The following is a 26,491-nucleotide window of genomic DNA, read 5'->3' as shown; positions in this document are numbered from 1 at the left end:
CCGGAAGGGGTCTCGGAAGGGACGGTTTCGTCACGCAGGCGGCGCGTGGGCCCTTGAGAAGGCTCCGACGGTTGCTCACACAACTGAGGCGGCTCCGCCTTGTCGGCGGAGCCGCCCGTTTCTTTTGCGTGGCAATGTGGATCGAGATGGCGAGATTAGTGCTTTCCGCGCTCGCGTGCTCCGAACGTCAGCGCAATTCCTGCGGCGAGGACTGCCGTCGCGGTGCTGGCGATGAGCAGTGCTGACGTACCCGTGCGCGGAAGGGTGCGGGAGGGCATTGAGCTCTGCCCCGTGTTTGCGCCTACCGCCCGCGGTGTTCTTGCTGCCTGGTCGTGTGCCTGCTGGGGCTCGAAGCTCTCCGAACTCGCACGACCCGGGTCATTCTCGGAGATTGCGGGGGCATCCTCGCTCGGCACTCTCGGTTCGTTTGGTTCAGTCGGGTCACCTTGCTCAACCGGGTCAGGTTGTTCGCCGGTCGGGGTGTCCGACGGTTCCTCGCCCGCATTGTCGCCCGACTCTTCGGCTGGCGGTTCTGCGGGCTTTTCGTCGGGAGCTACGAGCCAGACTTTCTCGCCGGTGACGGTGATCGTGACGGGATCGAGACCCCTGCGCGTGAGTTCCCACGTGCTTTCGGGAATGAAATAGCCACGTTCGAGATCCTGCTCAGTGACCGTGTAGCGGGGTGTGGAACACGTGTACCCATCACCGGGTTTGAGATCGCGCCAGCGACAGTTGCCGGGGCCCTCCGGCACGAGCGGAGAGAGGTTGCTGGAGACTGGCGTCACGGTTTCGGTGACGTTTGCCGTCGAATCGACGCGGAATGTGTAGGGGACCTCGTCACCCACTTTGTAGGGATTTTTCACGAGGTCGCGTTCAGGCTCGCCAGGCGTTCCCACGATCGTGGCGCCGAGAGTATCGGGTGCAGTGTTGATGACGTTGAGATCGAGATCCCCGCGAACGGTGATGTCGGCGGCCGCGACGCGTACGTCGCCGTGCACTTCGCCCTTCGGAGCCCATGCGGGAGCCGAAACCTTGAGAGTGACCGTCGTGCTCTCACCCGGCTTGAGCGCCGGGGTTTCCACGGTAGGTGCGCTCCAGCCCTTTGGAAGGTCGACAGTCGCCGTGCCAGAGGCAAGATCTCGAGTGTCGTCATTGCGCAGAGTGAATGTGACCTCGCTCGTGTTTCCCGCACCGATATCGGCAGCTGCCTCGCCAAAGGCCGCGCAGAAGGGGTTCAGGAACTCCCTCGTGAACGCACCGTAGCGCTGCTCGTTCTTCGCGGACTCGTAGAACACACCGAAAGAACCATCTTCGAGCGCGACGAGATCCGAGTACGACGTGTCCCCAGCATTGAACGTGGTGACCGTCGGCCAAGTCTTGCCCGAGTCGCACGAGTAGCGGATGCTGCCGTTCGTGCGGCCGCTCGAGGAGTTGGCGTTCGAGAAGAGCAGTTCCTGTGCCGCGCGTGACTCAGGAGCGGCCGCGGGGTTCATGCGGATGATCGACGCGTTGTTGCGCGGATCAGTGAGAGTGTGGTCGAGCGACGGTTCGCTCCACGTCTCGCCGCCGTCCTTCGAATAGGCGACCCAGCGCGCGGTATACGTGTCATGAGCACGCGAGTTCATCATGAGCGTGCCATCAGCGAGCTCCACAACCTTGTTTTCGTCCATCTTCGTTCCCACGGGCGTGCCCATGTGCCACGTGGCGCCATGATCATCGGAGTACACCGAGTAGGCGCGCACGGTTCCATCGGTGAAGGCGCCTGCGTATTGCTGCACGAGACGGCCCTTGTGAGTACCGTTCTTGATTTGAATACCGTGGCCGCTTGTCGCAAACGTCGCGCGCACGCCCTCAGGCTTGACCGTTTCGGTGAGGGAGCGAAGCTCCCACGTCTCGCCATTGTCCTTCGACACGGCCACCGAAGCACTCATGACCTTGCGATCAGCATCATCATTGCCCTCGTGGCTATTCCAAAAACCCGTGTCCTTCGAGTGCACGAAGAACGTGAAAAGATTTCCCGTTTCCTCGTCGTACACGAAGCTAGGGTCCGAGTAGCCGTGGATCGGCTTCTCAACCTTGCCTGCGGCGATCACGGTTTGGGGCCCGAAAGTTTTTCCACCATCGGTCGAACGCCTCATGAGGATCGAATTTGGTCCGGGTGCATCGGTGCCCGTCGGTCGGCCGTCGTAAGCAGCAAGGACATCGCCGTTCTTGAGCTGGATGACGGCAGGGATGCGGTAGTTGCCGAACCCACCTTCACCGCCCATAGCGATGCGTTGCGATGTGAAACTCGATTCGGACGCGGGAGCGTCGGCCGCTCCTGGCGAGTCAGAAGGCGCCGCGAGCGCCGACATTGGTACGCCGAGCGCAAGTGCCACCGTTGCGCCAAAGGCGAGCCCTCTCGCTCGAAGGGAAAGGGGGGAATTCATCATTGGACTCCTTTTCGTGAGGCGTCGTGCGGGCTATCCCGCGCGGCTGAAGGCGGAACGCATCGGCTCCGCGACGCGTGCAAGCACGCGAGACCTCTCGTGAGCCGTGAGCCCTCGAGGGGTCTGGATCTTGACGCCTGCATAAAGCAGGTTGCCTACGGCAGCGGACATGCACGAGGTGAGTGCGTCGTCCGTCAACAGTGACGAAGGCTCATGGTCGACGTGGGGCAGGTGAGTGTCGGCCCACTGAGCGCCGTACATCGGGGTGCCGGCGCCCGCGCCCGAGGCCATGAACGCCCGCAAAACCCCCGCTCGCGAGGCATAGCGCACGTGTTCGAGTGGTGTTTGAGGATCGCGGGTTTCGAGCGCCGAACGACCCCAGTTGAGCGCGATGCCCACCCCAGTCTCCTTCGCGACGCGCACTTCCTCCTCGAGAGGAAGGAAGCGCTTTTCGCCCGGGAACGGCGAGCCAGCGGCATCGCAGTGCTCGATCACGAACTCGGGGTCGCCCTCGATCCGCTCTCTCATGAGCGTCTCAAGTGAGTGAGCAAAGGCGCTCGAATCTGCGTGATCAGTGGGAGCGGAGTGAATCTCGATCGCCATGACAGCGACCTCGAGTTCGCGTGAGGCCCGCACAATCTCCCTTACAAAGTCGAGCGCCGCCTCCCGACCGTCGGTATCTCGAGAGGCGAGGCCGAAGGAAGGGGCTTTCGCGAGGCGCTGCATCGTCCCAGGAATTGCCGTGATGACGTGCTGCGTGAACGGTGCACCCTTGACGAGCGCGAGATTGGGCAGCGAAGAGCGGTAGGGGAGCTCGAGACCATCAAATCCCTTGGGCTGTGCGAGCGCCGAGTAAAGCTCACGCGTATCCTGTTCGGCTCGCTCACCCGTGAGTGCAGGCTCAAGCGCGGCGTAAGCCCCCGCGATCCACACCGGCGCGGCATTCATGCTCGCTCACCGGCTCCGCGCACGGCGGCATCGAACCACGTCGTGATCGACGTCGGGTGCGTAATTGCGGTCCCCACCACGACTGCGAATGCTCCCGCCTCGCGACATGCCGCCGCATGGGCTTGACTGTGTACGCGCCCTTCGGCAACGACGGCGCGCCCGGGCAACTTCTCCACGAGGCTCGCGAGCAACTCGAGATCGGGACCGTCGGTCTTCTCGCGCGCTCCCGTATATCCCGCGAGGGTCGTGCCGATGATGTCGACGCCCGCCTCGGCTGCTGCAAGAGCGGACTCCTCGCTATCGCAATCAGCCATGATCGGTGCCTTGCTTCGTTCACGAATCCGCGCGACAGTTTCGGCAAAAGTGAGCCCATCGGGACGCTCACGAAGCGTCCCATCGAGCGCGAGAATGTCCGCACCCGCATCGAGAACTGCCTCGCAATGCTTGAGTGTTGGCGTGATAAACACGCCCTCGTTTCCGTCCTTCCAAATGCCGATCACGGGAACGTTGTTCACGGCAGCCTTCACCTGCCGAATATCGTCGAGACCCTGCGCACGAACGGCGCTTGCTCCGCCCTGTTCAACGGCCGCGGCAATCTGCGCCATCGTGCGCGGATCGCGCATGGGCTCGCCCGGGTAGGCCTGACACGAGACGATAAGGGAGCCCTCGAGGGCTTTGACGATGGGGTGCATGGTTCAGCCTTCCGTGGCGGTTTCAGTCAGTGCGAAATGTGCGGCACCAAGGAGCGCCGCGTGGTTGCCCGCGCTTGCGGGCACGATGGGAGTATTTCCGACGGCATCCATGGCACTCTCGCGCACACCTTTGCGAAGCGCAGCCCACCACCCGTCACCGGCGGCGCCGCTCGCGGAAGCGACGCCTCCCGTGATTGCGACGACGTGGGGGTCGACGACATTGAGTTGGTCGCCTATTGCGCGGCCGGTGAGACGGCCCGCGTCGATGAGTGTTTCGAGAGCGATTGTCGAACCGTCGTTCGCGAGATCCGCGACTTCGCGTGTGGAAGCTGCGGGGATTCCGCGCCTCGTGAGCTCGGCCGCGATGCCGGGACCAGACGCAAACCCTTCGAGGTGTCCGCGCCTCCCACATGTGCACACGAGTTTTTCGACACCGGGAATCCCCGCGGTACGCACGTGCCCGATGTGGCCAGCGGCGCCACGCGCACCCGTAAGGACTTCCCCGTGGGTGACGAAGGCGCCACCGATGCCCGTGCCAACGGCCACGAGAAGTAGCGAATCGCGGTCCTTGCCTGCGCCGAACATGGCTTCTCCGAGGCCGTGCGCGTGAACGTCGTTGAGGACGCTGGCCTGAACGCCAAATTCGGCTTGGAATGCGCTGGCGAGGTTCGTTCCCGGCCACCCCGGGAGCGCGTCGGTCGCGGCGGTCACGACGCCTCGGGCGCTGTCGATTACGCCTGCAGAGGCGATACCGACCGCTGCGAGCGGGTGCTGCCCTTTGTCGATTGTGGAGCTGAGGGCCTCGCGGGCGACAGTGACGGCTGCGGCTACTACTGCCTTGGCTCCCTCTCGGGCCGGAGTTGGCGCCGTGGCGACGGGCCCGAGGTGAGGTGCGCTTGCGCCTTCCTCAAAGGTGATGACGGCAGCGTTGATCTTCGTCCCGCCGAGATCGACGGTGAGAACGCGCGTGAGCTCGGCGGGCATGGTGTCCTACTTGAGAAGGCCGGTTGAGGCGAGGATCCCGCGAATCTTCTCGACCGAGTCGCCTTCAATTGACGTCATCGGTTCACTCATGACATTCGTCGAGAACACGCCGAGTTCGCGAAGCGCAGTCTTGAACGCGCCCACGCCGGCCGCGGGGCCTGTCTTGCCGACAGGCTGGAACACGATCTCGAAGAGTGCGGCGAGGCGGTCTTGCTCTGCGCGGACCTTTTCCCAGTCGCCCGCGAGGAATGCCTTGTGCATGCGCGCGTAGCCGGCCGGGTCGACGTTTCCGAGACCTGGAACGGAGCCGTCGGCTCCCGAAAGATAGGCGCCGTCGACAACAACCTCGTGCCCCGTGAGGACGCTCAACGGATTGCCAGCGGCGCGATTCATGGCAGTCAAGCGTCGGAATGACACATCATCACCCGAGGAGTCCTTGACTCCCGCGAGGAGCCCTTCGGTCCCGAGGGTCACGAGCATATGGGGATTCAGCTTGACGTGTACGCACACCGGGAGGTCATACGCCCACACGGGCACTTCAGAATGCTCGCCGAGCACGCGAAAGTGGCGTTCGATTTCGGCTGGACCCGTGATCGCGTAGAAAGGCGCCGTTGCCACGACACCTGCGACGCCGTGCTTCTGGGCGACCCTAATGTGCTCGAGAACGCGGTTCGTTTCGGTATCGATTACACCCGCGAGAACGGGGACGCGGCCGGCGACGAGACCCGTGACAGTTTCGAGGATCTGCTCGCGCATGCGATCGGTGTGGAACACGACTTCACTCGAAGATCCGAGAGCGAAAATCCCGTCGACGCCGCCCTCGATCAGGTGGTTGACGAGGCGCTCGAGAGATTCGACATCGAGTTCGCGGGAGTTTGTGAGTGGAATGACGAGGGGCGGGATAACGCCCGCGAGGCGTCCCTGGGGGGCCATAGCAAAAAATCCTTCTGTTCGAGGTTCCGCCGCTTCGTTGCCGACGGTCCAGCTCATGTAACCAGACGTCAGATGTCTGATGTCTGACAACAGACTAGAGTGAGTGGGGAGTTACGTCAAGGCGTTCAGTGTTCGGGAGCTGTGCGCGACGTCACTCCGATGAGTTTCGTGATGATTAGCGGGCGACTAGTGAAAAATGGAGAAAAGACATGGAAACGGTGCCTCGTTCGCACGTGAAAGAGGTAATGCTCCAGGATGCATCAAGCCTCCACTTCGCATTTGTTTCACAAGGGAGTGGAACGCTTCTAGTGCGCGAATCGAAAAATTCTCGACTGGAAATATCAATCCGCAACTCTCGCCTCGTGGTAGACATTTCCCGCGACGGTGCAAGACGAACCCTCGATGCCGAGGACGCCGACCACGTTGACGACGGCGAGATGCATACCTTGTCGCTCACTCGAAGCGCGAATGGAACGAATCTCTACCTCGACGGATACCAAGTCTTTTGCTCCACCTCGACGCTTGCGTGGCCCGAGGCTAGCGAGGGCGAAACTCTGATCAATCAGCTCGGTGATCCGCGTATAGAAGGTCTGCTCGATCTCCCTCGAGAACTTGAAGCCCGCGAAATTCTCGCGAAAGCGATAGCTGTTCAACCATTCGTGGAGTTCGCTGCCTCTCGCCTTTCTAACCGGGATGCTAAACGGGTAGGAAAACTTTCTAAAGGCTCAATTCGCGTACGATTTCGTGTTCGTGGTAGGCATCAAGCTGGCACAATTCTCGAAGCCAGAGGAAGTAATGGAAAAGTCGCCCTTTCGATCGAACGCGGAAACATTGTGTACCGCGTGATCGAGGCGGAAGAGACTCTGTGCGAACTCGAGGCGTACGGTCAATGGGACGATGGCAACTGGCACGAACTCGTCGTCACAACCGGCTACGGTGCAAGCACCCTCTACGTCGATGGCTACGAGGTCGCGCGAATCGCGGGCGTGTGCTTCTTCAGTGACGTTGATGGAGTCGATCGCATCTCCGTGGGACAGGACCTCGACGGTGCGCGGCTCTTCGGTGAGGCGCAAACCGCGATGATCTACGCACGCATACTTTCCGATAATCACATCAAGCATCTTTGCGGTATTGAGCCACTGCACACGAAAGCGCTTTTCGATCTCGGATATGAGGATGCTCAAAGTTACCGAATCCCCGCCCTGCTCACTACGCATCGAGGAACCCTTATCGCGGGAGCTGACCAGCGCACGAGCATCCCGAACGACAGCCCGAATCACATAAACTTCGTCATTCGGCGCAGCACTGATGGTGGCCGCACCTGGGGACCGCTGCGCACGATCGTGCGCTCCATTGGAGCGGGTCTAAAGGGAGCCTCTACAACCGACCCCGTCCTCGTCCAACACCGCGAGAGTGGGCGCATCATCGCGCTCTTTGATCATTTCCCGGGGGCGATTGGTCAGCTGAATGCGATTGCTGGTACCGGCTACACCCCCGAGGGAAAGCGAATTTTGCTCGACTCTGAGGGGGAGCAGTACGTCGCTGGCAGCGATGGCGCGGTTCGTTCGGCTTCGGGATCTCCCACGGATTTCATGCTCGATTCCGATGGTTGCCTGCGTGATGGCGCGGCCCAGCTCGGGCATGTCGAAACCGCTCGAGATGAACTCACCGCTCCGCCCCTCACGGTCATGCCCACGAGTTACCTGTGGATGGTGGTAAGCGACGACGACGGAGAGACATGGAGTGAACCCATCGATCTGAATCCTCAGGTCAAGGAGCCGTGGATGCCGTTCCTTGGGGCTTCACCCGGGACGGGTGTATGCGTGGAAAACGGACCTTATTCCGGGCGGCTCGTGATGCCCGTGTACTACAGCGATACATCCGGGTCCTCCTTTGCGTGTGCGGCCCTTCTGAGTGATGATGCGGGCCATACCTGGCGCCTCGGTGGCTCTCCGAATGACACTCGCGAGTGGCGTGGGTGTGATGAGGCATCGCTCTATGAATCGAGCATCGTGGAAGTGGAAGGAGGCGAGCTTGTCGTGTTTGCACGCAATCAACACCCCTCCGGGAACGTTGCGGTGTCACGTAGCACTGACGGTGGCGAGACCTGGTCGAGTGTCTCGTATGATCCGCAGCTTACGGAGATCTTTAGCCAACCGAACGCTGTGCGAATAGACATGAACGGTCGAGAGGCAGTGGTGTTCGCCAATGCCAGTGCTCTTTTGCCCTTCCGCGGCTGCGGCACTCTCAGGCTCAGCATGGACGGCGCGCACACATGGCCCCACAATCGTGTCTTTAATCCCCGCCACTATGTCTATCAATCGATGGCCCAGCTGCCGAACGGCAATATTGGGCTGCTGTGGGAGCGCGAGTGGCACGGTCTTTTCTTCACGGAGATTCCGCTGGTGTGGCTTACTGGCTCACGAAGCACCCGCGTAGAGGCGTAGGGCATACGTGTGGGCGGGAGGGGGGTCTCCCACCCACACGTGGGGTGCCGAGCGCTATAGGAGTGCGGGCGCCGCTGCGAGAAGAGTCTGAGTGTATGGATCCGTGGCATTGCGGAACACTTCTTCGCTCGGACCCGACTCAACGATCTTGCCGCGATTCATCACGATGAGCGTGTCGGAAACGAACCGCACCGTATTGATGTCGTGGGAAATGAACACGAGTCCAAGCCCGAGTTCTTTCTTAAGGTCGGTTAGGAGGTTGAGCACCTGCGCGCGCACCGACACGTCGAGGGCCGAAGTCGGCTCATCCGCGATTACGATATCCGGCTCGAGCGCGAGAGCGCGCGCGATAGCAACGCGCTGTCGCTGACCACCCGAGATTTGCCGCGGCAAAACCGACAGTGCAGATTGCGGAAGGCCCACGAGCCGCATGAGTTCCTTGACCATCGCCAGGCGCTGCCGATCCGTGCCGATACCATGCACGCGAAGTGGATCCATCAGGGTGTCCTGAACGATCATGCGTGGGTTGAGCGCTGTAGACGGATCCTGGAAGACGACCGAGATCGCTCGACCACGCTCACGCCGCGCCGAGCGACTGCGCCGCAGATCGTTCCCCTTGAACAACACCTTTCCACTCGTAGGCTGTTGGAGCCCCAACATGACGTTCGCAAGAGTCGATTTGCCAGAGCCGGATTCGCCGACAATGCCGATGACTTCGCCGCGCCGCACCTGGACGCTGATTCCGTCGACCGCGCGGATCGTGTCGGGTTTAAGGATTGATCCCGTGCGCAGCGTGTGCACGACGTGGATGTCCTGGAGGTCGAGGACGGGCGGGTCGTTTGGGTCGTGTACGAAACTATCGCGACCCGAGTGTGATGTGATGCTGTGACTCATTCCTGATCACCCCTGTGTGCGCTCGTTGCCGCATCCCGCTCAGGGCGGGCGGCGACGATAGATTCGGGAAGCCCCACGGTGGAAGCGACGCGATGTGTGGTACCGGGAATGTCCCACAGTCGTGGTTTCTCGGCGAGACCGATTTCCGGGGTCGAGGACCGCGGTGCGAAACGGTCACCCGCGACGAACTCGCGCGGGGAGGGAACAGTGCCCTGGACCTGGTGGAGTCGTTCGGCGCCAGCCTCGATCGAGAGTACTGAACCGAGGAGGCCCTGCGTGTACTCGTGCCGAGGATCCGTCAGCACCTCGGTCGTGGTGCCTTGCTCGACAACCTGGCCTGCATACATCACCGTGATCTTGTGCGCGAGCTGGGCGACGAGCGCGAGATCGTGGCTCACGAATAGCATGGCGAAACCGAGCTCCTCGCGCAGATGGTTGAGGAGCTCAACGACCTGCTTTTGGACGGTCACATCGAGTGCCGTCGTAGGTTCATCTGCGATCACGAGTTTGGGGTCGCGCGTAAGGGCCATCGCGATGAGCACGCGCTGGCGTTGGCCACCCGAAAGCTCGTGTGGGTAGCTCTTGAGCATGCGCTTTGGGTCCAGCCCGACGAGCTCAAGGAGCTCCTCCGCACTGCGCGTACCTCCACGCTTCGTGAGCTGCGCCATCTGACTCTTGATGAGCATAGGCGGATTGAGTGAGCTGAGCGCGTCTTGATAGATCATCGCCATCTCACGTCCACGCATCTCGTTGAGCTGGCGCGTGTTCATTTCGAGTAGGTTCTTCCCCTCGAGCGTTGCTGTGCCTCGCACGTTGGCAGTCTTGGGCAGAAGACCCATGATCGCCATCGAGGTGACGGACTTGCCAGAGCCCGATTCGCCAACGAGCCCCATGGTTTCACCGGGACGGATTGTGAAATTCACTCCGTCAACGATGTCAACGTCGCCGTGAGCGTTCGGGAATGAGACTCGAAGATCCTGGACTTCGAGGAGTGGTGCCGCTTCTGGGTCGCCTTCGTAAACGAGACGATCATTGCGCGCGCTCTCTTTGATATGGAGCTTGTTAAGCGACTCCAGCAGTCTCGTGCGCGCTTTCGCAGGATCGATGAGGCCGAGCGTGTTGAGGCCTGCCTCGGGTGCTGCCTGTGCCTTCTTCTCGTCAGCATCGACGTCGACGCCCGTCTTTACGCGCGGTGAGGCGAATGCGTCGGTCATCCCTTCCGAAAGAATGTTGAGGCTCAGGACCGTAATAAGAATCATGAGGCCTGGGAAGAAGGTGGGCCACCAGTACCCCGACAACAGGAGCTGCTTTCCTTGCGCGAGGATATTGCCCCACGACGGGTTCGGTGGTTGCACGCCCGCATTGATGAAGCTCAGCGAGGCCTCAAGCACAATCGCGTCGGCCACCAGAACTGTCGCGAAAACGAGGATCGGGGCAAGGCAATTGCGGGCCACGTGCTTGACAAGAATCCAAGGGATTCCGGCACCCATAACCTTCGAAGCGTTCACGTAGTCCTCGCCAAACTGCGAAAGTACGTTGGCGCGCACGACTCGCGAGAGCTGCGGGACGTAGAGGAAGCCAATCGCCATGATGAGCACTGGCAAGGAGTTGCCAAACGCGGCAACGAAAACTGCGGCAAGCGCGATACCCGGAATAGACATGACTACGTCGAGGCAGCGCATGAGGATTTCGGAGGCCCATTTGTGGGCTGTTGCCGCAAATGATCCGAGCACAGCCGCGATGAGGAGGGCGAGCGCTGTCGCGCTCAAACCGATAATAAGGGAGGAACGAGCGCCATACACGACCCTCGCGAACACATCTCGCCCGATCTGGTCGGTTCCGAAGAAGTGCTCGCCGCTTGGCGGCTGGACGGGCATGCCAGTGGCGAGCGGGTCGTGCGTCGTGATCACCGGGGCGAGGATCGCCGCGAGGATCAGGATCGCGAGAAAGACCGCCGCGATGACGTTCATGGGGTTGAGTCCCCTGAGCGCTTTGAGAGTGCCGCCCGAGGAGCGCTGGAGTTTTGCGTCAAGATTTGGTCGCATTAGATGCTCCTAATCCGCGGGTTGATGAGCACGTACAGGATGTCGACGAGCAAATTGATGACGATGAATGCAATGGCCACGGTGAGCGTGACTCCCTGTACGAGATACACGTCGTTGCGCTGGATACCGTCGAGAATGAGTTTGCCCATTGCCTGAATGTTGAAGATGATCTCGATGATGACCGCACCACCCATGAGGTAGCCGACGCGAAGTCCGAGCACTGTCACGGGTGTGATGAGCGCGTTGCGAAGCACGTTTCGAGAGATCACGATCGGGTAGGGGATACCAGCACCGATCGCAGTACGCACGTAGTCGCGGTCGAGTTCTTCCACCATCGAGGTACGCACGACACGAGTGAGCGATCCCGCAACGGGAATAGCCCCCGCGATCGCGGGGAGCGTCATATTCAGGAGATATTGCTGTGGGTCGTCAGCGAAGGATGTCCAGCCCGAGACAAGCGCAGGGAAGAAGCCCCAGCCGCCAGGAATGTCGCCGAGCCATTGAATAAGGAGAATCGCGAGCCAGAAACTCGGGGTAGCAAGCGAGGCAATCGAAAGCACACGGATGATCTGGTCAACGAAGGTGTCGCGATAGAGCGCAGCGAGGACGCCCAGCGTGAACGAAAGAATCACCGCGATGATGAGGCTGAGGAAGGTCAGTTCTAGGGTTCGTGGGAAGGCCTGCGCAACCATTTCGGTTACGGGAACACCGCCCGAAGAGGTCCCGAGATCTCCGGTGAAAAGCCCGCCGAGGAATGAGAAGAACCGCACGAGAAGCGGGTCGTTGAGGCCGTGTAGCTCGCGGTAGTTATTGAGGGCTTCGGCAGAGGCCGCTTCGCCGAGTGCGAGTCGTGCCGGGTCTACGTTGGAAAAGCTCATCACGATGAAAACGAGCAGAGCGACTCCAACGACCATGAAGGGCAGGGAGATGAGCCTCCGGCCAATGAGTCTTGCGAATTGAGCCATGCGACTTTGTCCTTAGAAATGAGCGCCATTGCTGGCGCATGGGCCGGGAGACGAGACGGAGTGGTTCACCTCGCCTCCCGGCGAGAGTTGGGACCTCGGTCAGAGAGTCGTGCCGACGTTGACGAAGCTCAGGCCCGTAAGTGAAATCGGCTTGAAGTCGATGAGGGTCTCAGCGTTGTACGCGGTCGGGGTCTTGCGGTGGAACAGTGGGTAGAGCGGAACCTCGTTCGAGATGAGATCGAAAGCGGCGTGCCACGCTTCGAGCTGAGCAGTCTCTTCAGTTGCCTGGATGCCTTTATCGAGCAGCTCCTGGAGTTGGTTGTAGGCCTCGCTGCCCTTCCAGTGCATGCGAGAATCCGTCCACGTGTCGCCCGCGTACCACCAGCGCATAAGCAAGTCAGCATCCGAGCCGAAAACTGACGGGTCGCCGGGGGCGATCACAACGTCGTAGGCTTCGGGTTTGCCGTCGATCGTCGTGTATACCTCGGCCGACTGCTTTTGCTCGAAGTGCACGGTGACGCCGGCTCCCTTGAGAGATTCCTGGATGATGGGTGTCACCTGCTGGACCCAGTCGTGGTCGGTGCACAGCATGCGGAACTCTGTGAGACCGGTTTCCCCAAAGAGCTTCTTTGCCATGTCGGCATCGTGCGCGTAGACGGTCGCGGCCTCCTTGTAGGCCGGGTTCTCCTTGTCCACGAAGCACGTGGCAGCGGTTGCCTGCCCAGCGAGGGCCGTCTCGATGACCTTGTCCATGTCGATCGCGTAGAGGAACGCCTGGCGGTTCTTGACATTGGCGAAGGGGTTGCCTTCGGCGTTGTTGAACATCGCGAAAAGGAGGCCGAACCCCTGGACGGAGTCGACGGTTGCGACAGATTTGAGGGCATCGATAGAGAGGTAGGGAACCGAGTCGATCGCCTGGACATCACCTGACTGGAGCGAGTTAGTGCGAGTCGCGGCGTCGGGGATGACCTGCCATTCCATCATCTTGGCACGCGCCGGCTTCTGTCCGGTGTAGTCATCGTTGCGCTCGAACTTCACGATCTTTGAAGCAGCACCGTTATCGGTCATCTTCCACGCGCCCGTGCCAATGGGGTTTGCATCAAATGCAGCGGCGTCCTTTTCAACGGCGGCCTTCGGGACGATCTTGACGACAGCGAGGCGCTCGGCAAGTGGGCCAACGGGATGCTTGAGTGCGATGCTTACCCCGCTGTCGCCATTCTCCTTGACCGAGTCAATGAAGGAAATGAACTGCGAGTAGAGCGAATTGTTGGCGGGGTCGAGGACGCGTTCGAAGGAGAATACGACGTCCGCGGGGGTTACGGGGGAGCCGTCGTGGAACTTGGCGTCCTTGCGGAGCTCAATATCAACGGTCGTATTGTCGCCCTTCGGGAGCTCAGATGCGAGTGCTGGATAAACCTCGCCTGTTGCCGGGTCGAGTTCCGTGAGGCCTTCGAGGGTGTGCCAATTGACCGCGATTGTGAGTGCTGAGGTCGTGGTCATGGGGTCATAGCCGTTGGTTCCGAGCTCGTAGGAGATCGAGGCCTTGATCGTGCCGTCCTCGTTAGCCTTGCCGGCACTGGCGCCTGACCCTCCGGAGCCGCCGGACTTTTTGTCCGAGGGGGCGCACGCAGAGATGGCGGCGACCAGACCCGCGGCGCTTGCCGTGAGGGCGCCGGTCTTAAGAACTGAGCGGCGAGAGACAGTGCGTGAGTTGCTCACTTTTGCTCCTTTGCAAAGGGGGTGAGGGGATACTTCCCCGTACGGAGACATCAGACGTCTGATGACTGCTGTTAGCATATGGGGAGTCCCGAGACTTTGTCAACGTCGCTGAGATAGCGATACTGGAGGCTCGGAGCGCGAGAAAGGTAGATCGTGGTCGAAGTACCCAAGGCACGCGAACTCGATGGTGGCGCACAGCCAAGCAAGCGCCGCACCGCAGGTAATGCAACGGTGGATGCGATCAAGGATTACATTCTTGAACACCGCCTGCATCCGGGAGATCCGCTCCCCACGGAGGCAGCGCTACAAGAGATTCTTGGCGTCTCCCGTTCGAGCGTGCGCGAGGCTCTCCGCACTCTCCAATCTCTCGATATCGTCTCGATTCAGCACGGACGCGGCATGAGCGTGGGAGGTCTGTCTTTCTCCCCCATGATCGAGGCTGTGCTTTTTCGCGCGCGTCTCAATGCCAAAGATGATCTGAGCACGCTGCGTGAAGTGGTCGAGGTGCGCATGGCACTCGACCTCTCACTCACAGATGAGCTGATCTCGGCCTACCGCGGTTCTTCGCAGCCGAAGCTCCGTCAACACGTCGAGAACATGCGTGAATGCGTCGCGGCGGGGGAGGGCTTCGCCCCATGCGACGAAGCGTTCCACTCCGACCTGCTTGCGGTGACAAGCAACCACATGATGCAACAGCTCGGTATGGCATTTTGGCGGATCCACACCGCCGCCGTCCCCGCGGCGGGCCTCCCGCAAGCGCGAGACATTAGCGACACCGTGAATGCCCACGACGCCATCATTGACGCGCTTGTCGCGGGTGATCCCGCGGCTTATCGCGAGGCTGTCGTCGAACACTATCGCCCGCTTAGGCGTCTCCTCGAAGTCGCCGCCGACTAGCGCTTCTTCTCCATTTGCGAGGGCGGCGTCGCCGTCGAAGCGATGAAGCCCAGGGCGTTTGTGTCGGGAAGGTCGGCAACCTTGGAGGTGTCGATTGCGCTCAGCGCGCGCAGCCACACGAGCGGATACAGGGGAAGTTCTGTGGCAATTCGATCCATCAATTTTTGCCATGCACGCTGGAGGTCCTCACCCATCAAGTCGAGCCGCGCGCTGCGGTCGAGCACGTCGCGGATCTCGGCGAGAAGTTCGCTCTCGCCGAGGTGCAATCGAGAATCAGCCCAGAAAGGTGAAGCGTAGAGGGAGCGAAGAAGCGTGTCGGGATGAAAGCCCGTGAATGCTGGATCCAGGCACACGAGGGCGGCGTCCCAGCCGTCGGAATCTTCCTCCATGCGCTTCACGGCATCCCACCAGGGAAGTATCTCGAGCTCGGCCTCGAGCCCGACCTCCTTGAGATTGCCCTTGAGGAACTCGGCGACGGCGCGGGTCCAGGGCTCGTTGCTCGCGAGCAAGCGAATCGTGCTGATCTCCGCGCGCGCAAAGAGGTCGCGCGCTTCCTCCGGGGCATAGGTGTAGACGCTCCTGGAAGCGTTGAAGCCGGGGGTTCCGGGGTACATGGGGCTCTTGACCGGATCGACGTATGTGGCGAAGACCTGCTTCGCGCATCCTTGATAGTCGAAGGCCTTCATGAAGCCGCGTCGAGCTTCGAGTGTGGAAAACGCCCGGCCCTCATCATGGTTGAACATCGCGTACACCGCGGCTTTGCTCTTCTGGGAGCCGAGGTGGAGCGTGCTGTTCTTGGCCCGGGAGCTTTTCGCTAGTTCGCGGTATTTCGCTGGGGGCACGGGAAGTGCCACCTGCATGCTGCCGTCCATGACCGCGTCAACGATCGCGGATTCGCTGTGCTCGACGTGCCAGGTCATGGTTTCGTAGAGCGCCGGGAACACTCCCGAGTACTGGTCGAATGCTTCAAAAGCTAGTGTTTGGCTCGCGGCGTCGCGCTCCTTGATGCGCCATGGCCCGGTGCCATTGGGATGGTCGAGGAGCGAGGCGGGGTCGGTGCCCTCGGGGATAATTTTGACGAGGGAGAGGCGCTCGTTGATCTCGGGAGTGGAGTACTTGAGGCGGAGCTGGACGATATTGTCGGCCACCTGGACGGCGCGGTCGAAGAAGTCGAGAAGCTCGCGGTTGGGGAATTTGTTTTTTTCGTCGAGTGCGGCCTCGAAAGAGTAGATGACGTCGGCGGGGGTTACGGGCATGCCGTCGTGAAAGATCGCGCCGTCGCGAAGGAACACATCGATGACGACGTCGGCGGGATTGAAGAGCTTTTGCGAGAGGCCCGGCTGCGTTGTGCCGGTCGTCGGATCCATGATGGACAAGCCCTCGTACACGTGCCACAGCGCAGCGGTGTTCTGAAGGGAGCGCGTCGTGAACGGGCTGAGGCCGTCACTTTCGAGCGGCGCGCTGAGAATAACGTCGAGGTGCCCTGTGGGGACGGGGAGGTTGAACTGCTCCGCGACCGAGAGGTGGTCCGCGTCCGGTGAGCTTTGGCAGCCCGCGGCGGTAGTTGCGAGGGCGAGAGCGCTGAGAGAGGCGCCTGCCGTAAGAAAGGCGCGCCGGCTGGTGGTGCGTGCGGGTCCGGTCATGGTCTCCAGAGTAATAGGTGCGCAGAGTCGGTTGTGGAGGTGCGGGTGTGGTGTGTGACGTGGCGAGGGGAGTCACGGGTGTTTGGGGAGCGCGGGCGATACGCTCGCACGTAGATGCGGGGTCCGACGCTTGCCCGCACACCATCGCGACCGAGGGATCTGAGGAGGCGGCCATGAGCGCAGGCGAAGTGGATGTCGAGAGCTATCGGCGACTGAGCGAGGATATTGCATCGGCGATCGCGCTCCTGAGCGCGCGCGTGGGGCGCTGGGATCTCGTCACCCCGATCGACTCGTTCCTTGATGTGTCGTATGACCCTCCCACGATGGTGGTGAGTCTCTATTCCCTCTCGCGGGCGGCGGAGGCTCTTGAACAGACGGGTACGTGTGCGCTGAGCGTCCTTGGCGATCAACAGCAGGGTCTCGCCGAGCGGTTTAGCGAGCCCGGCCTTCCGCTGCAGGGGATGCTCGAGTCGGTTGCGCACACGCGTGACGGGGTGGGCGACGCCCTCATCGAGGGATCGCTCGCGACCTTTAGTCTCGAGGTCGAGTCGTCGCACGAAGCTGCGACCCACACGCTCTTTGTGTGCCGCGTGCGTGAGGTGCACCAGGGGCCTGCGCGTTCGCCGCTTGTGAGATTTTCGAAGCGATATGCGAGTCTGTAGGGCGTCAAAGAGATTCGCGACACGCTCGGCGTAGGCGGCGCGCAGATCCACCCCTTCACCTCTACAATGTTCGCGATACGCGCGCGTTTGTGCCGTGCCGCCTTCTCGGCGCTTCCCTGCACCGGCGTGCCGCGCGACACTAATGAGGGAGCCCATGGCGAAGGATCAGGTGCCGGAAAACAGCGACGATCGAGTCCAGGCGGGAACCGACCCCGCTGAGGGCTGGATTTTTGTTCCCGAACCGGGCACGCTCCCCACCGAAAAGCTCCCCGATAGCGAGGATTTCGAGCGCTTCAGGATGCAGCGCGCGAACCTCGAGGGGGAGGCCGAGCACTATTTCGCGCCAGGCCTCGCGCCGCACGAGCCCGCGACCGAGACCGCGGAGATCGCGACTCCACCCGCGCCGGCCCCTCACGCGTACGCGCGCTCGGGCGCAACCCCCTCGGCCGCGCCGAAACCCCGCTCCATGCAGCTTCCGCCGCAATTCAGCGACTTGAGCGGTTGGGATGCACTGCGCGACATCATCGCAGTTCTCGCATTCGGCTCGAGCTTCACGACGACGTATACGCACGCCCCCGATGCGCTGCCCGGGTGGATCCCTGCCCTCGCCGGGGGCATTGGTATTGCGGTAATCCTCGCGGTGTATCTCTTGCGGTGGGTGCCCGCTTTCATGAAGGATCCGAAGCCCCGGGGGCCGGAGCACTTTTCCTACCTCGGCGTCGTGCGGAAGGTCGGCATGCTTCCCGCGTTCGCGGCGTCGATTGGGGTGCTCGGCTACGACCTTGTCGCGTCCATCCCCGACCTCCTTACACCGCTTCCCGAAGGGCCGCGCGTGGGCGTCGGCGTCTCCGTTGCGCTGCTTCTCTTTGGAGCAGTGATGGGCTCCGAGCGGCGCGGCTTCGAGGGGTATGTTCCCGGCGCGGCAGCGAAAGCGCGCGCAGGTCGATGGATACTCGTGCTTCGCGTGCTTCTGCTCGTGAGCTTTGCTCTGTCTCTCGTCATGGTTGTCGGTAAAGCCGTCAACGGTGATCCGGCGTTCGCACTCGTGACTCTTTCGAACTCCCTCGGCTCGCTCGCGCTTGGGCTTTTCATCGCTAATCCGAAGCTCAACGAGCAGCCCTCGTGGTACGTGTTCCTCGTGGGGGCTACTGCGGCCATGGTCGTCGGCGCAGCGGCCGACAACTCGCTGCGGCTCGAGTATGCCGCACCGGGAAGCTTCTCGACCTCGTACGTGTGGCTTCCGTTCGCGTTCGCGGCATTCGGCCTGCTTCTCTCGCGCTCCTACGTGCGCTCGAGCACGCACAACTTCAAACGCGTCGATTGGCTCATGTACGCGGCGCGCACTTTCGAGTTTTCGCGCACCATGCACGGTGTGGCTTTCGCGGCAGTGCTCGTCTACTTCGCGGCGATTCTCGTGGGCTACGACGCGCGAGGTGGTTCGGGCCTCGTGATCCTCCAACTTCTCCTCGTTGCTCTTCTCGCGCTCCTGTCTCACTTCGGCCGCAAGGCCCTCGTGCGAAAGGACGCGGTCAAGGCGCGCGGTCACGCCGTATCGATCGGCGCGGCTCTCACGCTCCTCGGCTTCCTCGGTGTCATCGTGTTCTCGGTCGTCACAGGCGCCGCTGCCGGCCTTACGAACGGCGGACTCGGCCTCGTCGCGGGCATCACCGCTGCCTTGATGATCACCGTCCCCGCGCCCGTGCGTGACGAACATGGCGTTCCGGATCTCGAACGCACGTTCGCCGAGTTCCGTGCGCGCATCAACGGCGCAGCTGGCGCGACAGCCTTCCTCCCCGATGTGTCCGAAGCCCGACGTCGGACACATGCCTTCCCCGCGAGCCTCGCACTCGAGGAAAACGCACCCGCGGGCCCTGATCTCGACCCCTTCGAGGAGTCGTAACCCCACCCACCCCTCTCCTTACGAAAGGCCGCCATGCCACTGTGGAAAATTCATGGAAATGGGCTCACTGTCGAGCCAGGTAAAGTCGTTCTTCCTTCCGAGCGGCTCGCATGGCCGGTCACGATCGGGATTGGCGCGCAGCATGTCATCGCGATGTTCGGTGCGACCTTCCTCGTCCCGCTCCTCACGGACTTTCCGCCATCCACAACGCTTCTTTTCTCAGGCCTCGGCACACTCCTCTTCCTTGTCATCACTGGCAATAAGGTCCCGAGCTATCTGGGCAGTTCGTTCGCCTTCATCGCCCCGATTGTCGCGGCTACGAAGGCTCACGACATGGGCACTGCGCTCGGCGCTGTTCTCCTCACGGGCCTCGCCCTCGCCCTCGTGGGCGTCATCGTGCAGTTCGTGGGGACGCGATGGATCTCCGCGCTCATGCCGCCCGTTGTCATGGGCTCGATCGTGGCACTCATCGGCTTCAACCTCGCCCCCACGGCCTACGAAAAATTCCAGCAGTCGGCGCTCACCGCAACCGTGACGCTCTTTGCGGTCGTCCTCAGCACGGCGCTCTTCAAGGGCATCCTCGGGCGAATCTCGGTTCTCCTCGGCGTGCTCGTGGGCTACTTCTTCGCCCTTGCACGAGGCGAAGTTGACCTCACGCCATTCCACGAGGCCCCGTGGATCGGCCTTCCCGAATTCCACCACCCCCACTTCGACCTCTCGGTTCTGCCGATGTTCCTCCCCGTGATCCTCGTACTCATCGCCGAAAACGTGGGGCACGTGACCTCGCTCAGCGCGATGACGGGGAAGAACCTCGAACACATGGTGGGTCGCACCCTCTTTTCCGACGGCATCGCGACCGCGCTTTCGGCAACTTTCGGTGGCTCGCCCACGACCACGTACGGCGAAAACATCGGCGTCATGAGCGCGACTCGCGTGTACTCGACCGCCGCGTATTGGGTTGCGGGCATCGCCGCGATCGCCCTTTCGATGTCGCCCAAGATCGGCAAGCTGATCTTCTCGATCCCACCGGGCGTTCTCGGCGGCGTGACGTTCGTGCTCTACGGGCTCATCGGCATCGTGGGCGTTCGCATGTGGGTCGATTCGAAGGTCGATTTCTCGCGGCCTCGCAACCAGATGACCGCGGGCGTTGCCCTCGTCGTGGGCATCGCGAACGTCACCTGGACCCTCGGCCCGGCGGACGCGGGCATCACGTTCAACGGCATCGCTCTCGGCACGCTCGCGGCGCTCGTGATCTACCACCTCATGACGGTGATCGGGAAGGTCACGGGCACAGAGGTGCCGGAGGGGTCCGACGCTCGCCCGGCCGCAACGGAACCACATCCCGAACGATGAGCGCCGAGCAACCGTCGGAACGGCCGCGTACGGGCTGGGCGCCGATCCTCACCCCGGGGACTCGCGTGACCGCCCGCTACGCGCTCGACCCGCGCACGCACGAGGGGCGTGAAAAGGTCGCGGATGCGCTCGGGTACGTCGTCGAAACTGACGAAGAGACGGTCACTATCCACACGAAACGTGGGTACGCACGGATCCCTCGCGTGTTGATCGTCGCCGTTCGGGAGGTTCCCCCTCCGCCTCGCTAGACTTGGGCCATGACTTCTAGCACTAATCTCGTACGCCGCCCGTTTGAAGGCCTCATCGCCGAGCACGATCTCGTCGCGATGCGCCAGCTCATTCCGTCGGCGACTCTCGATGCGAAGATCGCCCCCGAGTTCGGAGGTGGCGATGCCGTGATCGCCACGATCCTCCCCATGAACTGGGCTGCGATCAAGCGTGACAACGGTACCGTCATGCTCGGCATGCAGGCGAGCGTTCCCGGTAACGACACCTCGCGCGGTCTTGGCGCGGCCCTCAAGCAGGCGCTCGATTCGGAGCCCGGAACGGCAGTGACGACGGTGAAGGTCGCGGATGATTCCCCGCGTCTCCAGGATCTCCTCGTGATTGAGGAGGGCTACACGGTCGACGTGCACGACTCGTTCGAGTACTGGCTCGGAGCGGGGGCGGAGCGTACCGAGCAGATCGAGCAGGGGCTCGAGAAGGCGAACGAAGCGATTATGCCGACGGCCGCCGTCGGCGGGCTGCCGCACGCGTACTGGGTTGATGCCGGCCCGAAGGAGCACTTGCGCTGGGTTCTCGACGAAAGCGAAGACCGCGTGATCGACGCGGTTGCGCGCCTGCACGCGAAGCGTCAGTCTGGCATCGGCGAAGGTACGCGCTACGTGGGCTCGTTCCGCGCCGATGGCCTCACGATCCCCGTGTGGGATCTGCCGAAGGGCTTCGGAGTCGAGGGTGTGGAGAACGAGGTTCCCGAGTTCTTGAAGCGCTTCGAAGAGGCGCTGTCGAGCGAGGAGCCGCTCACGGCACTTGAGCGACGCGCTCGCGGCGGTATCGTCGCGCGCGAGGTGACTCTGCGATGACCGGCGTCGACGCCGCGCAGATGGGAGGTGCGCGACCCACGCGGGTCGCGGTTGTCATCCCCGCGAAAGATGAGGCTGAACGCATCGAACGGACCGTTGCCGCCTCGTTCACGATCCGCGGCGTCGACCTCGTTGTCGTTGTCGATGATGGCTCATCCGATGCCACGGCGGCTCTTGCGAAGGGTGCCGGTGCGGTAGTGGTGCGTCACCGCACCAATCGCGGCAAGGCGGCAGCGATGGCGACCGGTGCGCGGGTCGTGCACATGCGCGAGGAGACCGAACACGCCGAACGGCTCAACGACGCCGCTATCCCCAGCCAGGCGGTCGAGCCGCCACGCGCGCTTCTCTTTATCGATGCCGACATGCAGGATTCGGCCTCAGGTGCGCAGCCGCTCGTCGAGGCGGTCCTTGAGGACGGCGTGGATATGGCGATCGCGACGCTCCCCGCGCAGGAGGGCACAGCTGGCATGGGCTTGGTGGTGAAAACGGCCCGCAACGGAATCCGCAAGGCCACCGGGTTCGAGACCGTGCAGCCTCTCAGCGGAACGCGCTGTATCACGCGCGAAACCTGGGATGCCGTGCAGCCTCTCGCCGCTGGGTGGGGCGTGGAAACCGGCCTGACGATTGACGCGCTTCACAAGGGGTTTTGGGTCAAGGAGATCCCTGCCGACCTCACGCATCGCGCCACCGGTAAGGACCTGCGCTCTCAGCTTCATCGCGCAAACCAGCTGAAGGACGTCATGCGCGCGCTCTCGAAGCGGCGGTCTCTTTCGCCGAATGATCCGCTTGGCGAGGACGGCGAGGTGCGCACGCTCACGGGCGATCGCACCGAGGCGCCCGAGTTCGTGGAGAACCCTCCCGTGAAGCACTTCGCGGTGCCGTCCCTCGAGAAGAACGCGCAGGTTAAAGCTCCTTCGGAGGAGACGGTGGACGAGCCTCGCGAGGAGCCCGAGCAGTAAGTGCCGCGCGAGCCGCAAGGCTGAGTGCGAGGCCCACGACATAGGCGAGGCCCACGAGAACGAGACCGGTGTCGTTCGTGAGCGCCCCGATCCACGCGCCAGCTATGGCCGCGAGGCGTATGGCATAGAGGTGGGGGAGTTCGTGCGCGATTCGCCCCCGCCGCACAGCGCCGTAGGTGATTGCGATGGCCGCGAGCACCGGTGGTGCCATGAGAAGTGGCGAATAGAGCGTGAGCGGCTCGAGCATGCGCATCGTGCGATCCGAAAACACGGCCCAGAACTGTGAAGCGGCGCCCGCGAGCGATCCTGCGTCCACGAGCGTCGCGACGAACTCGCCGAGATGCGTGCGCGAGGAGGCGGGGCGCATGTAGTCGAGAGCGCCCGCGAGGGCAAACACCCCTGTTCCCGCCGCGAGTGCGGCGAGAATGTGCCACGGTCGCAGCCGGATCCCACTCAGGGCGAGGCAGGCCACGAGGGTCACCGGGGCGTAGATGAGGGCGCTTCCGGCGTCGGCCCCCATGCCCGGCGCGATCGAACAAAGCCCCACGATCAGGCCCGTCGCTGCCACGAGAGTGACGCGTGCCAATCCCGCTCGCCGGCCGGCTGTGAAGGTGGGAAGTGCGTGTATGAGCATGCCCACCCCGAGCGCCCATGCCGCGAGTGTGATTCCCGTGATGTGGTTGCTCAACCCGTAGAACCGTCCGCCGTAAATCGGTTGATTTCCGAGTAGCGAGGTGAAGCTCGCGTGCGAGCCGAGCGCGGCGTCGAGGAGGATCGCGCCGGCCGTCATGAGAGCCGCGAGTGCGGGGGTAAGGAGCCGGCGACTGTGTTCGGGGAGCGCCGAGGTGAGGAGGCGTACGCCGAAAGTGAGGCCTGCGCCGAGCGCAGCTGTGCCGATGATCGTCCACGCCGCGATCGCGAGAAGAGGATGAATGCCGAGGTTAACGAGGGTGCTGAGCGGCAGGATGCTCGAGGTATACCCCACGGGGATCGCGAGGATACTGACGTTCGCGACATTCCGCGCCGCCGGGACATGCCGCGCGAGGACACCCGCGATCAGCAGGACCGCGACGATCGCGCCGAGAAGAGGGGCGAGGGAATCCTCGGTGGTGCGGGACGCGAACGTGACCTCGCGGGCGTGCGCGAACTGAGTGCCTTTGGTGGTGGGGGATCCGACAGCGGCTCGGCCGATACCGAGCTGCTCCGTGCCGGTGAAGCTCGCCGCGAGGTCAAGATTCATGATGACGCCGACCTGGCGCGTCGACGGGCTCGTGAGAAACGCCGGACCCCAGCGCGAATCGATGTACACCTGAAGGTTGAGCGGTGCGGGAAGCGCGTCGTAGCCGCGCGTATGCTCCACCTCGTACGTGTCCGCGGGGGAGGGGTTGAGGGAGCCGACGCTCGCGAGTGCCACTCCGCGCTCGCCACAATCGCCCGCGTACTTCGCGAACGCTGCATCGATGTCGCGAACACTTCGTTCGTGCTCGAGCCTACTCACTCCTCGACCGGTTGCGACGTCGCCGAGATCGACGAGAGAGATGCCGACTTCGGCGAGGGCGGAGGTGGCGTCGGACCGCTCGACTTCTCCCGGTGTGCCGCTCGCCCCGTTGGTGCTCGCGTGCGGCAGTGCCGGTGTGCGCGTGCCCGTGGCGAGAGTGGCGAGTCCCTGACGTTTCGTGGGCATGACCGATTCGCTCGAGAGGGCGAGCCCTGCCGTGCCGGAGTTCTCGGCAAAACACCACAGGGCCGGGGTGTCCTCTTTCGTGATGTCATTCCACGTGAGGCCGCTTGTCACGAACACCGTGTGGACCGCACCCTCGGGGGGTGCCGCGTCCTTGCGAAGACTTCCCCAGTGGAGGGAAGGGGCAAGGATGAGTGCAGCGAGGAGCGCGAGGCACGCGGCCACAATGGCCGCGCCCGCGAGGCGCTCACGCGCATGAGAGGTGTCGTGCATGGACTCAAGCGTAGCGATCGCGCACATGCCCGTACTCTTAGTGACATGCGATATGGATTCCTCGGCCCCGAGACAACCTTCACCCATCAGGCACTCCTCCAAGCGCTCATGGGTCCGCTGCCGGTGCGACCCGACGATGGGGAGCACACGCTTGTGCCCTACCGAAGCGTCGCCGAAGCGATCGGCGATCTCGTTGCCGGCGACGTCGACGCAATGATGGCCCCGATCGAGAACTCAGTCGAGGGAGGGGTCTCAGGCACTCTCGATGTGCTCGCCGCAACCGGTGGCATCACGATCGTGGCCGAGCAGATAGTTCCCATCACCTTTGTGCTTGCGACGCGCGTGCCGTCGAGCCTCGACGCTCTTGAGGCCGTCTACTCTCACCCGCATGCGCAGGCCCAGTGCCAGGGGTTCGTGCGTGACAACATTCCCGGTGCATCGCCGCAGCCCGCGCTTTCGACCGCCGCTGCGGCCCGTGAGATCGCGGAGCTTGATCATGCAGATCCGCGTGCCCGCACCGCCGCGGCGATCTGCTCGCCGCTCGCCGCCGAACATTTTGGGCTGCACGTCGTCTCCGAGGGGATCGAGGATACGAAAGGCGCCGAAACCCGCTTTGTGCTCGTGGAGCGCGACGGTCTCATCCCCGCGCGCACGGGCGCGGACAAAACAACGATCGTCGCCCACCTCGCTCACGACCGCTCCGGCTCCCTCCTCGAGATGCTCGAGGTGCTCAGCTCCAACGGCGTGAACCTCTCCCGCATCGAATCAAGACCCATCGGTGACGCGCTCGGCCGCTACTCCTTCTCCCTCGACCTCGAGGGCCACATCGAGGACCGCCGAGTCGCCTCGGCACTGCGCGGCCTGCACCGCATCTGCTCGCGCATCGTGTTCCTCGGCTCCTACAGCCGGGCCGACGGTTCAGTGCCCTACGTCGTCGACCACAACACCGACACGGCCTACGAGGAAGCCCGCAGCTTCGTTGCGGGTCTCGAGGCGCTCATCGCGCGAGACTGACGCCGCCTAGCGGGCCGGGCACAGCGAATGAGGAGCGCGCCCGCATCGACACGCGTCACGAGGTGCGTGGCGTTGCCGACGTAGTCGCCGTCGACCTGCACTGGGAGAGCCTTCGACGTGCTCACGACAGCCTCGCGGGCCTGGAACGTGCGGTGATTCGAGATTTTCGCGAGAGTTTTCGGTCCTCCCGGAAGCACGAGCTGGCCGAGAATCTGCGAGAAGCCCGCCGCGCCCTTCCAGTCGAGGGCGAGAATCTCGAGGGAGCCGTTTGAGCGATCAGCTCCGGGCATGAGCGTAATACCGCCCGGAAGGCGCCCCACGTTGCCGATCATGACCGTGCGGGCCTTGAGCGTCTTCGGTGACCGACCATCGAGTTCAAGGTCGACGCTTTGCCCGCGGCCCACGATCTTCTTCGCTCCCGCCACCACGTAGGCGAGCCAGCCCACGGCCTTCTTGAGCTTCGAGTTGGTGTTCTCCATGATGACCGCATCGAAACCGAAACCCGCGATCACGAGGAACGGTTCTTCCTTCGCTTTGTTCGCACCCTCGAGGCTCTCACCATGCTGGAGGTAACCGAGGTCCGCCGTGAGGGCCTCACCCGTGAGGGCAACCCTGACCGCGCCGCGCAGATTATCGATCGGAATGTCGAGGTTGCGCGCGAAAAGATTTCCGGTGCCCATCGGGACAATCCCGAGTGCGACGTCGGTATGCGCAAGCCCCGCCGCAACAAGGCGCACCGTGCCATCGCCGCCGGCCGCAAGGACAACCGAGCAGCCGTCGGACACCGCCTGCCGAGCCTGACCGAAGCCCGCATCCTCCACGGTCGTCTCGTAGAACGACACCTGTGCATCCGGGTCCACACTGAAGACGTGGCTCACGACCCGGCCGCGAAATTCGGCGACATCCTTGAGCTTTGACGGGTTGACGACGACCCCAACGTGTAGTTTTTCCACCGCTCCAGCATACGTGGA

General features: G+C 62.9%; 20 protein-coding genes and 2 pseudogenes. 10 read left to right on the top strand and 12 right to left on the bottom strand.

Going from position 1 to position 26,491, the window contains the following annotated elements; genetic code table 11:
• Nucleotides 1–155 precede the first annotated feature (155 nt).
• The 5 genes from HMPREF3176_RS00915 to HMPREF3176_RS00895 are packed head-to-tail and all read right to left on the bottom strand — an operon-like array spanning nucleotide 156 to nucleotide 5,986.
• Complete coding sequence (locus HMPREF3176_RS00915; protein WP_051120600.1) at nucleotides 156–2,432, bottom strand: exo-alpha-sialidase; 2,277 nt, start codon at nucleotides 2,430–2,432, stop codon at nucleotides 156–158.
• A gap of 30 nt (nucleotides 2,433–2,462) precedes the next feature.
• Complete coding sequence (locus tag HMPREF3176_RS00910; protein ID WP_016663390.1) at nucleotides 2,463–3,377, bottom strand: DUF4862 family protein; 915 nt, start codon at nucleotides 3,375–3,377, stop codon at nucleotides 2,463–2,465.
• Nucleotides 3,374–4,069, bottom strand: a complete 696-nt coding sequence (locus tag HMPREF3176_RS00905; RefSeq protein ID WP_016663389.1) for an N-acetylmannosamine-6-phosphate 2-epimerase — start codon at nucleotides 4,067–4,069, stop codon at nucleotides 3,374–3,376. The genes HMPREF3176_RS00910 and HMPREF3176_RS00905 overlap by 4 nt, the downstream gene beginning before the upstream one ends.
• 3 nt (nucleotides 4,070–4,072) lie before the next feature.
• Entirely contained in the window at nucleotides 4,073–5,053 is a 981-nt protein-coding gene (locus HMPREF3176_RS00900; protein ID WP_070457463.1) for an ROK family protein, read from the bottom strand.
• Between the two features lie 6 nt (nucleotides 5,054–5,059).
• Nucleotides 5,060–5,986: a dihydrodipicolinate synthase family protein gene (locus tag HMPREF3176_RS00895; RefSeq protein ID WP_070457461.1), complete on the bottom strand. Its 927-nt coding sequence runs from the start codon at nucleotides 5,984–5,986 to the stop codon at nucleotides 5,060–5,062.
• A 209-nt stretch (nucleotides 5,987–6,195) separates the two neighbouring features.
• Here HMPREF3176_RS00895 and HMPREF3176_RS00890 point away from each other — a divergent pair, with 209 nt between their 5' ends.
• A complete protein-coding gene (locus tag HMPREF3176_RS00890; RefSeq protein ID WP_070457459.1) occupies nucleotides 6,196–8,433 on the top strand; it encodes a sialidase family protein in 2,238 nt (745 codons plus the stop codon).
• A 54-nt stretch (nucleotides 8,434–8,487) separates the two neighbouring features.
• On the opposite strand, the gene HMPREF3176_RS00885 is transcribed toward HMPREF3176_RS00890, so the two are convergent.
• From HMPREF3176_RS00885 to HMPREF3176_RS00870, 4 genes are all read right to left on the bottom strand, one after another.
• Nucleotides 8,488–9,327, bottom strand: a complete 840-nt coding sequence (locus HMPREF3176_RS00885; protein ID WP_034371056.1) for an ABC transporter ATP-binding protein — start codon at nucleotides 9,325–9,327, stop codon at nucleotides 8,488–8,490.
• On the bottom strand, nucleotides 9,324–11,372 hold the full coding sequence (locus tag HMPREF3176_RS00880) for a dipeptide/oligopeptide/nickel ABC transporter permease/ATP-binding protein (RefSeq protein ID WP_070457457.1): 2,049 nt from the start codon (nucleotides 11,370–11,372) through the stop codon (nucleotides 9,324–9,326). Before HMPREF3176_RS00880 ends, HMPREF3176_RS00885 begins: the two co-directional genes overlap by 4 nt.
• On the bottom strand, nucleotides 11,372–12,337 hold the full coding sequence (locus tag HMPREF3176_RS00875) for an ABC transporter permease (protein ID WP_016663383.1): 966 nt from the start codon (nucleotides 12,335–12,337) through the stop codon (nucleotides 11,372–11,374). The genes HMPREF3176_RS00880 and HMPREF3176_RS00875 overlap by 1 nt, the downstream gene beginning before the upstream one ends.
• Nucleotides 12,338–12,436: 99 nt before the next feature.
• Nucleotides 12,437–14,056: an ABC transporter substrate-binding protein gene (locus HMPREF3176_RS00870; protein ID WP_070457455.1), complete on the bottom strand. Its 1,620-nt coding sequence runs from the start codon at nucleotides 14,054–14,056 to the stop codon at nucleotides 12,437–12,439.
• A 153-nt stretch (nucleotides 14,057–14,209) separates the two neighbouring features.
• On the opposite strand from HMPREF3176_RS00870, the gene HMPREF3176_RS00865 reads away from it, so the two are divergent.
• Nucleotides 14,210–14,953, top strand: a complete 744-nt coding sequence (locus HMPREF3176_RS00865; RefSeq protein WP_070457453.1) for a FadR/GntR family transcriptional regulator — start codon at nucleotides 14,210–14,212, stop codon at nucleotides 14,951–14,953.
• Here the strand turns inward: HMPREF3176_RS00865 and HMPREF3176_RS00860 are convergent.
• A complete protein-coding gene (locus HMPREF3176_RS00860; RefSeq protein ID WP_070457451.1) occupies nucleotides 14,950–16,596 on the bottom strand; it encodes an ABC transporter substrate-binding protein in 1,647 nt (548 codons plus the stop codon). The two genes, HMPREF3176_RS00865 and HMPREF3176_RS00860, sit on opposite strands and share 4 nt — an antisense overlap.
• A 173-nt stretch (nucleotides 16,597–16,769) precedes the next feature.
• On the opposite strand from HMPREF3176_RS00860, the gene HMPREF3176_RS00855 reads away from it, so the two are divergent.
• From HMPREF3176_RS00855 to HMPREF3176_RS00830, 6 genes are all read left to right on the top strand, one after another.
• Nucleotides 16,770–17,258 carry a flavin reductase family protein gene (locus tag HMPREF3176_RS00855; RefSeq protein WP_070457449.1) on the top strand — a complete coding sequence of 163 codons (489 nt, stop codon included), beginning with the start codon at nucleotides 16,770–16,772 and terminating at the stop codon, nucleotides 17,256–17,258.
• 154 nt (nucleotides 17,259–17,412) lie between these two features.
• The gene (locus HMPREF3176_RS00850) at nucleotides 17,413–19,158 is read left to right on the top strand and encodes a DUF7937 domain-containing protein (protein WP_070457447.1); all 1,746 of its coding nucleotides are present in this window, start codon (nucleotides 17,413–17,415) and stop codon (nucleotides 19,156–19,158) included.
• A 33-nt stretch (nucleotides 19,159–19,191) separates the two neighbouring features.
• Nucleotides 19,192–20,511, top strand: a complete 1,320-nt coding sequence (locus HMPREF3176_RS00845; protein WP_070457445.1) for a uracil-xanthine permease family protein — start codon at nucleotides 19,192–19,194, stop codon at nucleotides 20,509–20,511.
• On the top strand, nucleotides 20,508–20,759 hold the full coding sequence (locus HMPREF3176_RS00840) for a hypothetical protein (protein WP_055090240.1): 252 nt from the start codon (nucleotides 20,508–20,510) through the stop codon (nucleotides 20,757–20,759). Before HMPREF3176_RS00845 ends, HMPREF3176_RS00840 begins: the two co-directional genes overlap by 4 nt.
• Before the next feature lie 9 nt (nucleotides 20,760–20,768).
• Nucleotides 20,769–21,593: a DUF5926 family protein gene (locus tag HMPREF3176_RS00835; RefSeq protein ID WP_070457443.1), complete on the top strand. Its 825-nt coding sequence runs from the start codon at nucleotides 20,769–20,771 to the stop codon at nucleotides 21,591–21,593.
• Nucleotides 21,590–22,552, top strand: a complete 963-nt coding sequence (locus HMPREF3176_RS00830) for a glycosyltransferase (RefSeq protein WP_070457441.1) — start codon at nucleotides 21,590–21,592, stop codon at nucleotides 22,550–22,552. The genes HMPREF3176_RS00835 and HMPREF3176_RS00830 overlap by 4 nt, the downstream gene beginning before the upstream one ends.
• On the opposite strand, the gene HMPREF3176_RS00825 is transcribed toward HMPREF3176_RS00830, so the two are convergent.
• Nucleotides 22,497–24,533, bottom strand: coding sequence for a hypothetical protein (locus HMPREF3176_RS00825; protein ID WP_070457439.1), 2,037 nt, complete (start codon nucleotides 24,531–24,533; stop codon nucleotides 22,497–22,499). The genes HMPREF3176_RS00830 and HMPREF3176_RS00825 overlap by 56 nt on opposite strands.
• Here HMPREF3176_RS00825 and pheA point away from each other — a divergent pair.
• Both pheA and HMPREF3176_RS10655 read left to right on the top strand, forming a co-directional pair.
• A pseudogene (gene pheA / locus HMPREF3176_RS00820) lies at nucleotides 24,489–25,403 on the top strand (prephenate dehydratase); the annotation flags it as partial. The gene HMPREF3176_RS00825 and the pseudogene pheA sit on opposite strands and share 45 nt — an antisense overlap.
• Nucleotides 25,377–25,514 (top strand): annotated as a pseudogene (locus HMPREF3176_RS10655) (prephenate dehydratase); the annotation flags it as partial. The pseudogenes pheA and HMPREF3176_RS10655, both read left to right, overlap by 27 nt.
• Here the strand turns inward: HMPREF3176_RS10655 and HMPREF3176_RS00815 are convergent.
• Entirely contained in the window at nucleotides 25,463–26,473 is a 1,011-nt protein-coding gene (locus HMPREF3176_RS00815) for a diacylglycerol/lipid kinase family protein (RefSeq protein ID WP_070435743.1), read from the bottom strand. The pseudogene HMPREF3176_RS10655 and the gene HMPREF3176_RS00815 overlap by 52 nt on opposite strands.
• Between the last annotated feature and the right edge of the window lie 18 nt (nucleotides 26,474–26,491).

The sequence above is a fragment of the Dermabacter sp. HMSC08H10 genome (assembly GCF_001807585.1).
Taxonomy (GTDB): domain Bacteria; phylum Actinomycetota; class Actinomycetes; order Actinomycetales; family Dermabacteraceae; genus Dermabacter; species Dermabacter hominis.
This window is presented reverse-complemented; position numbering and strand designations above follow the sequence as displayed.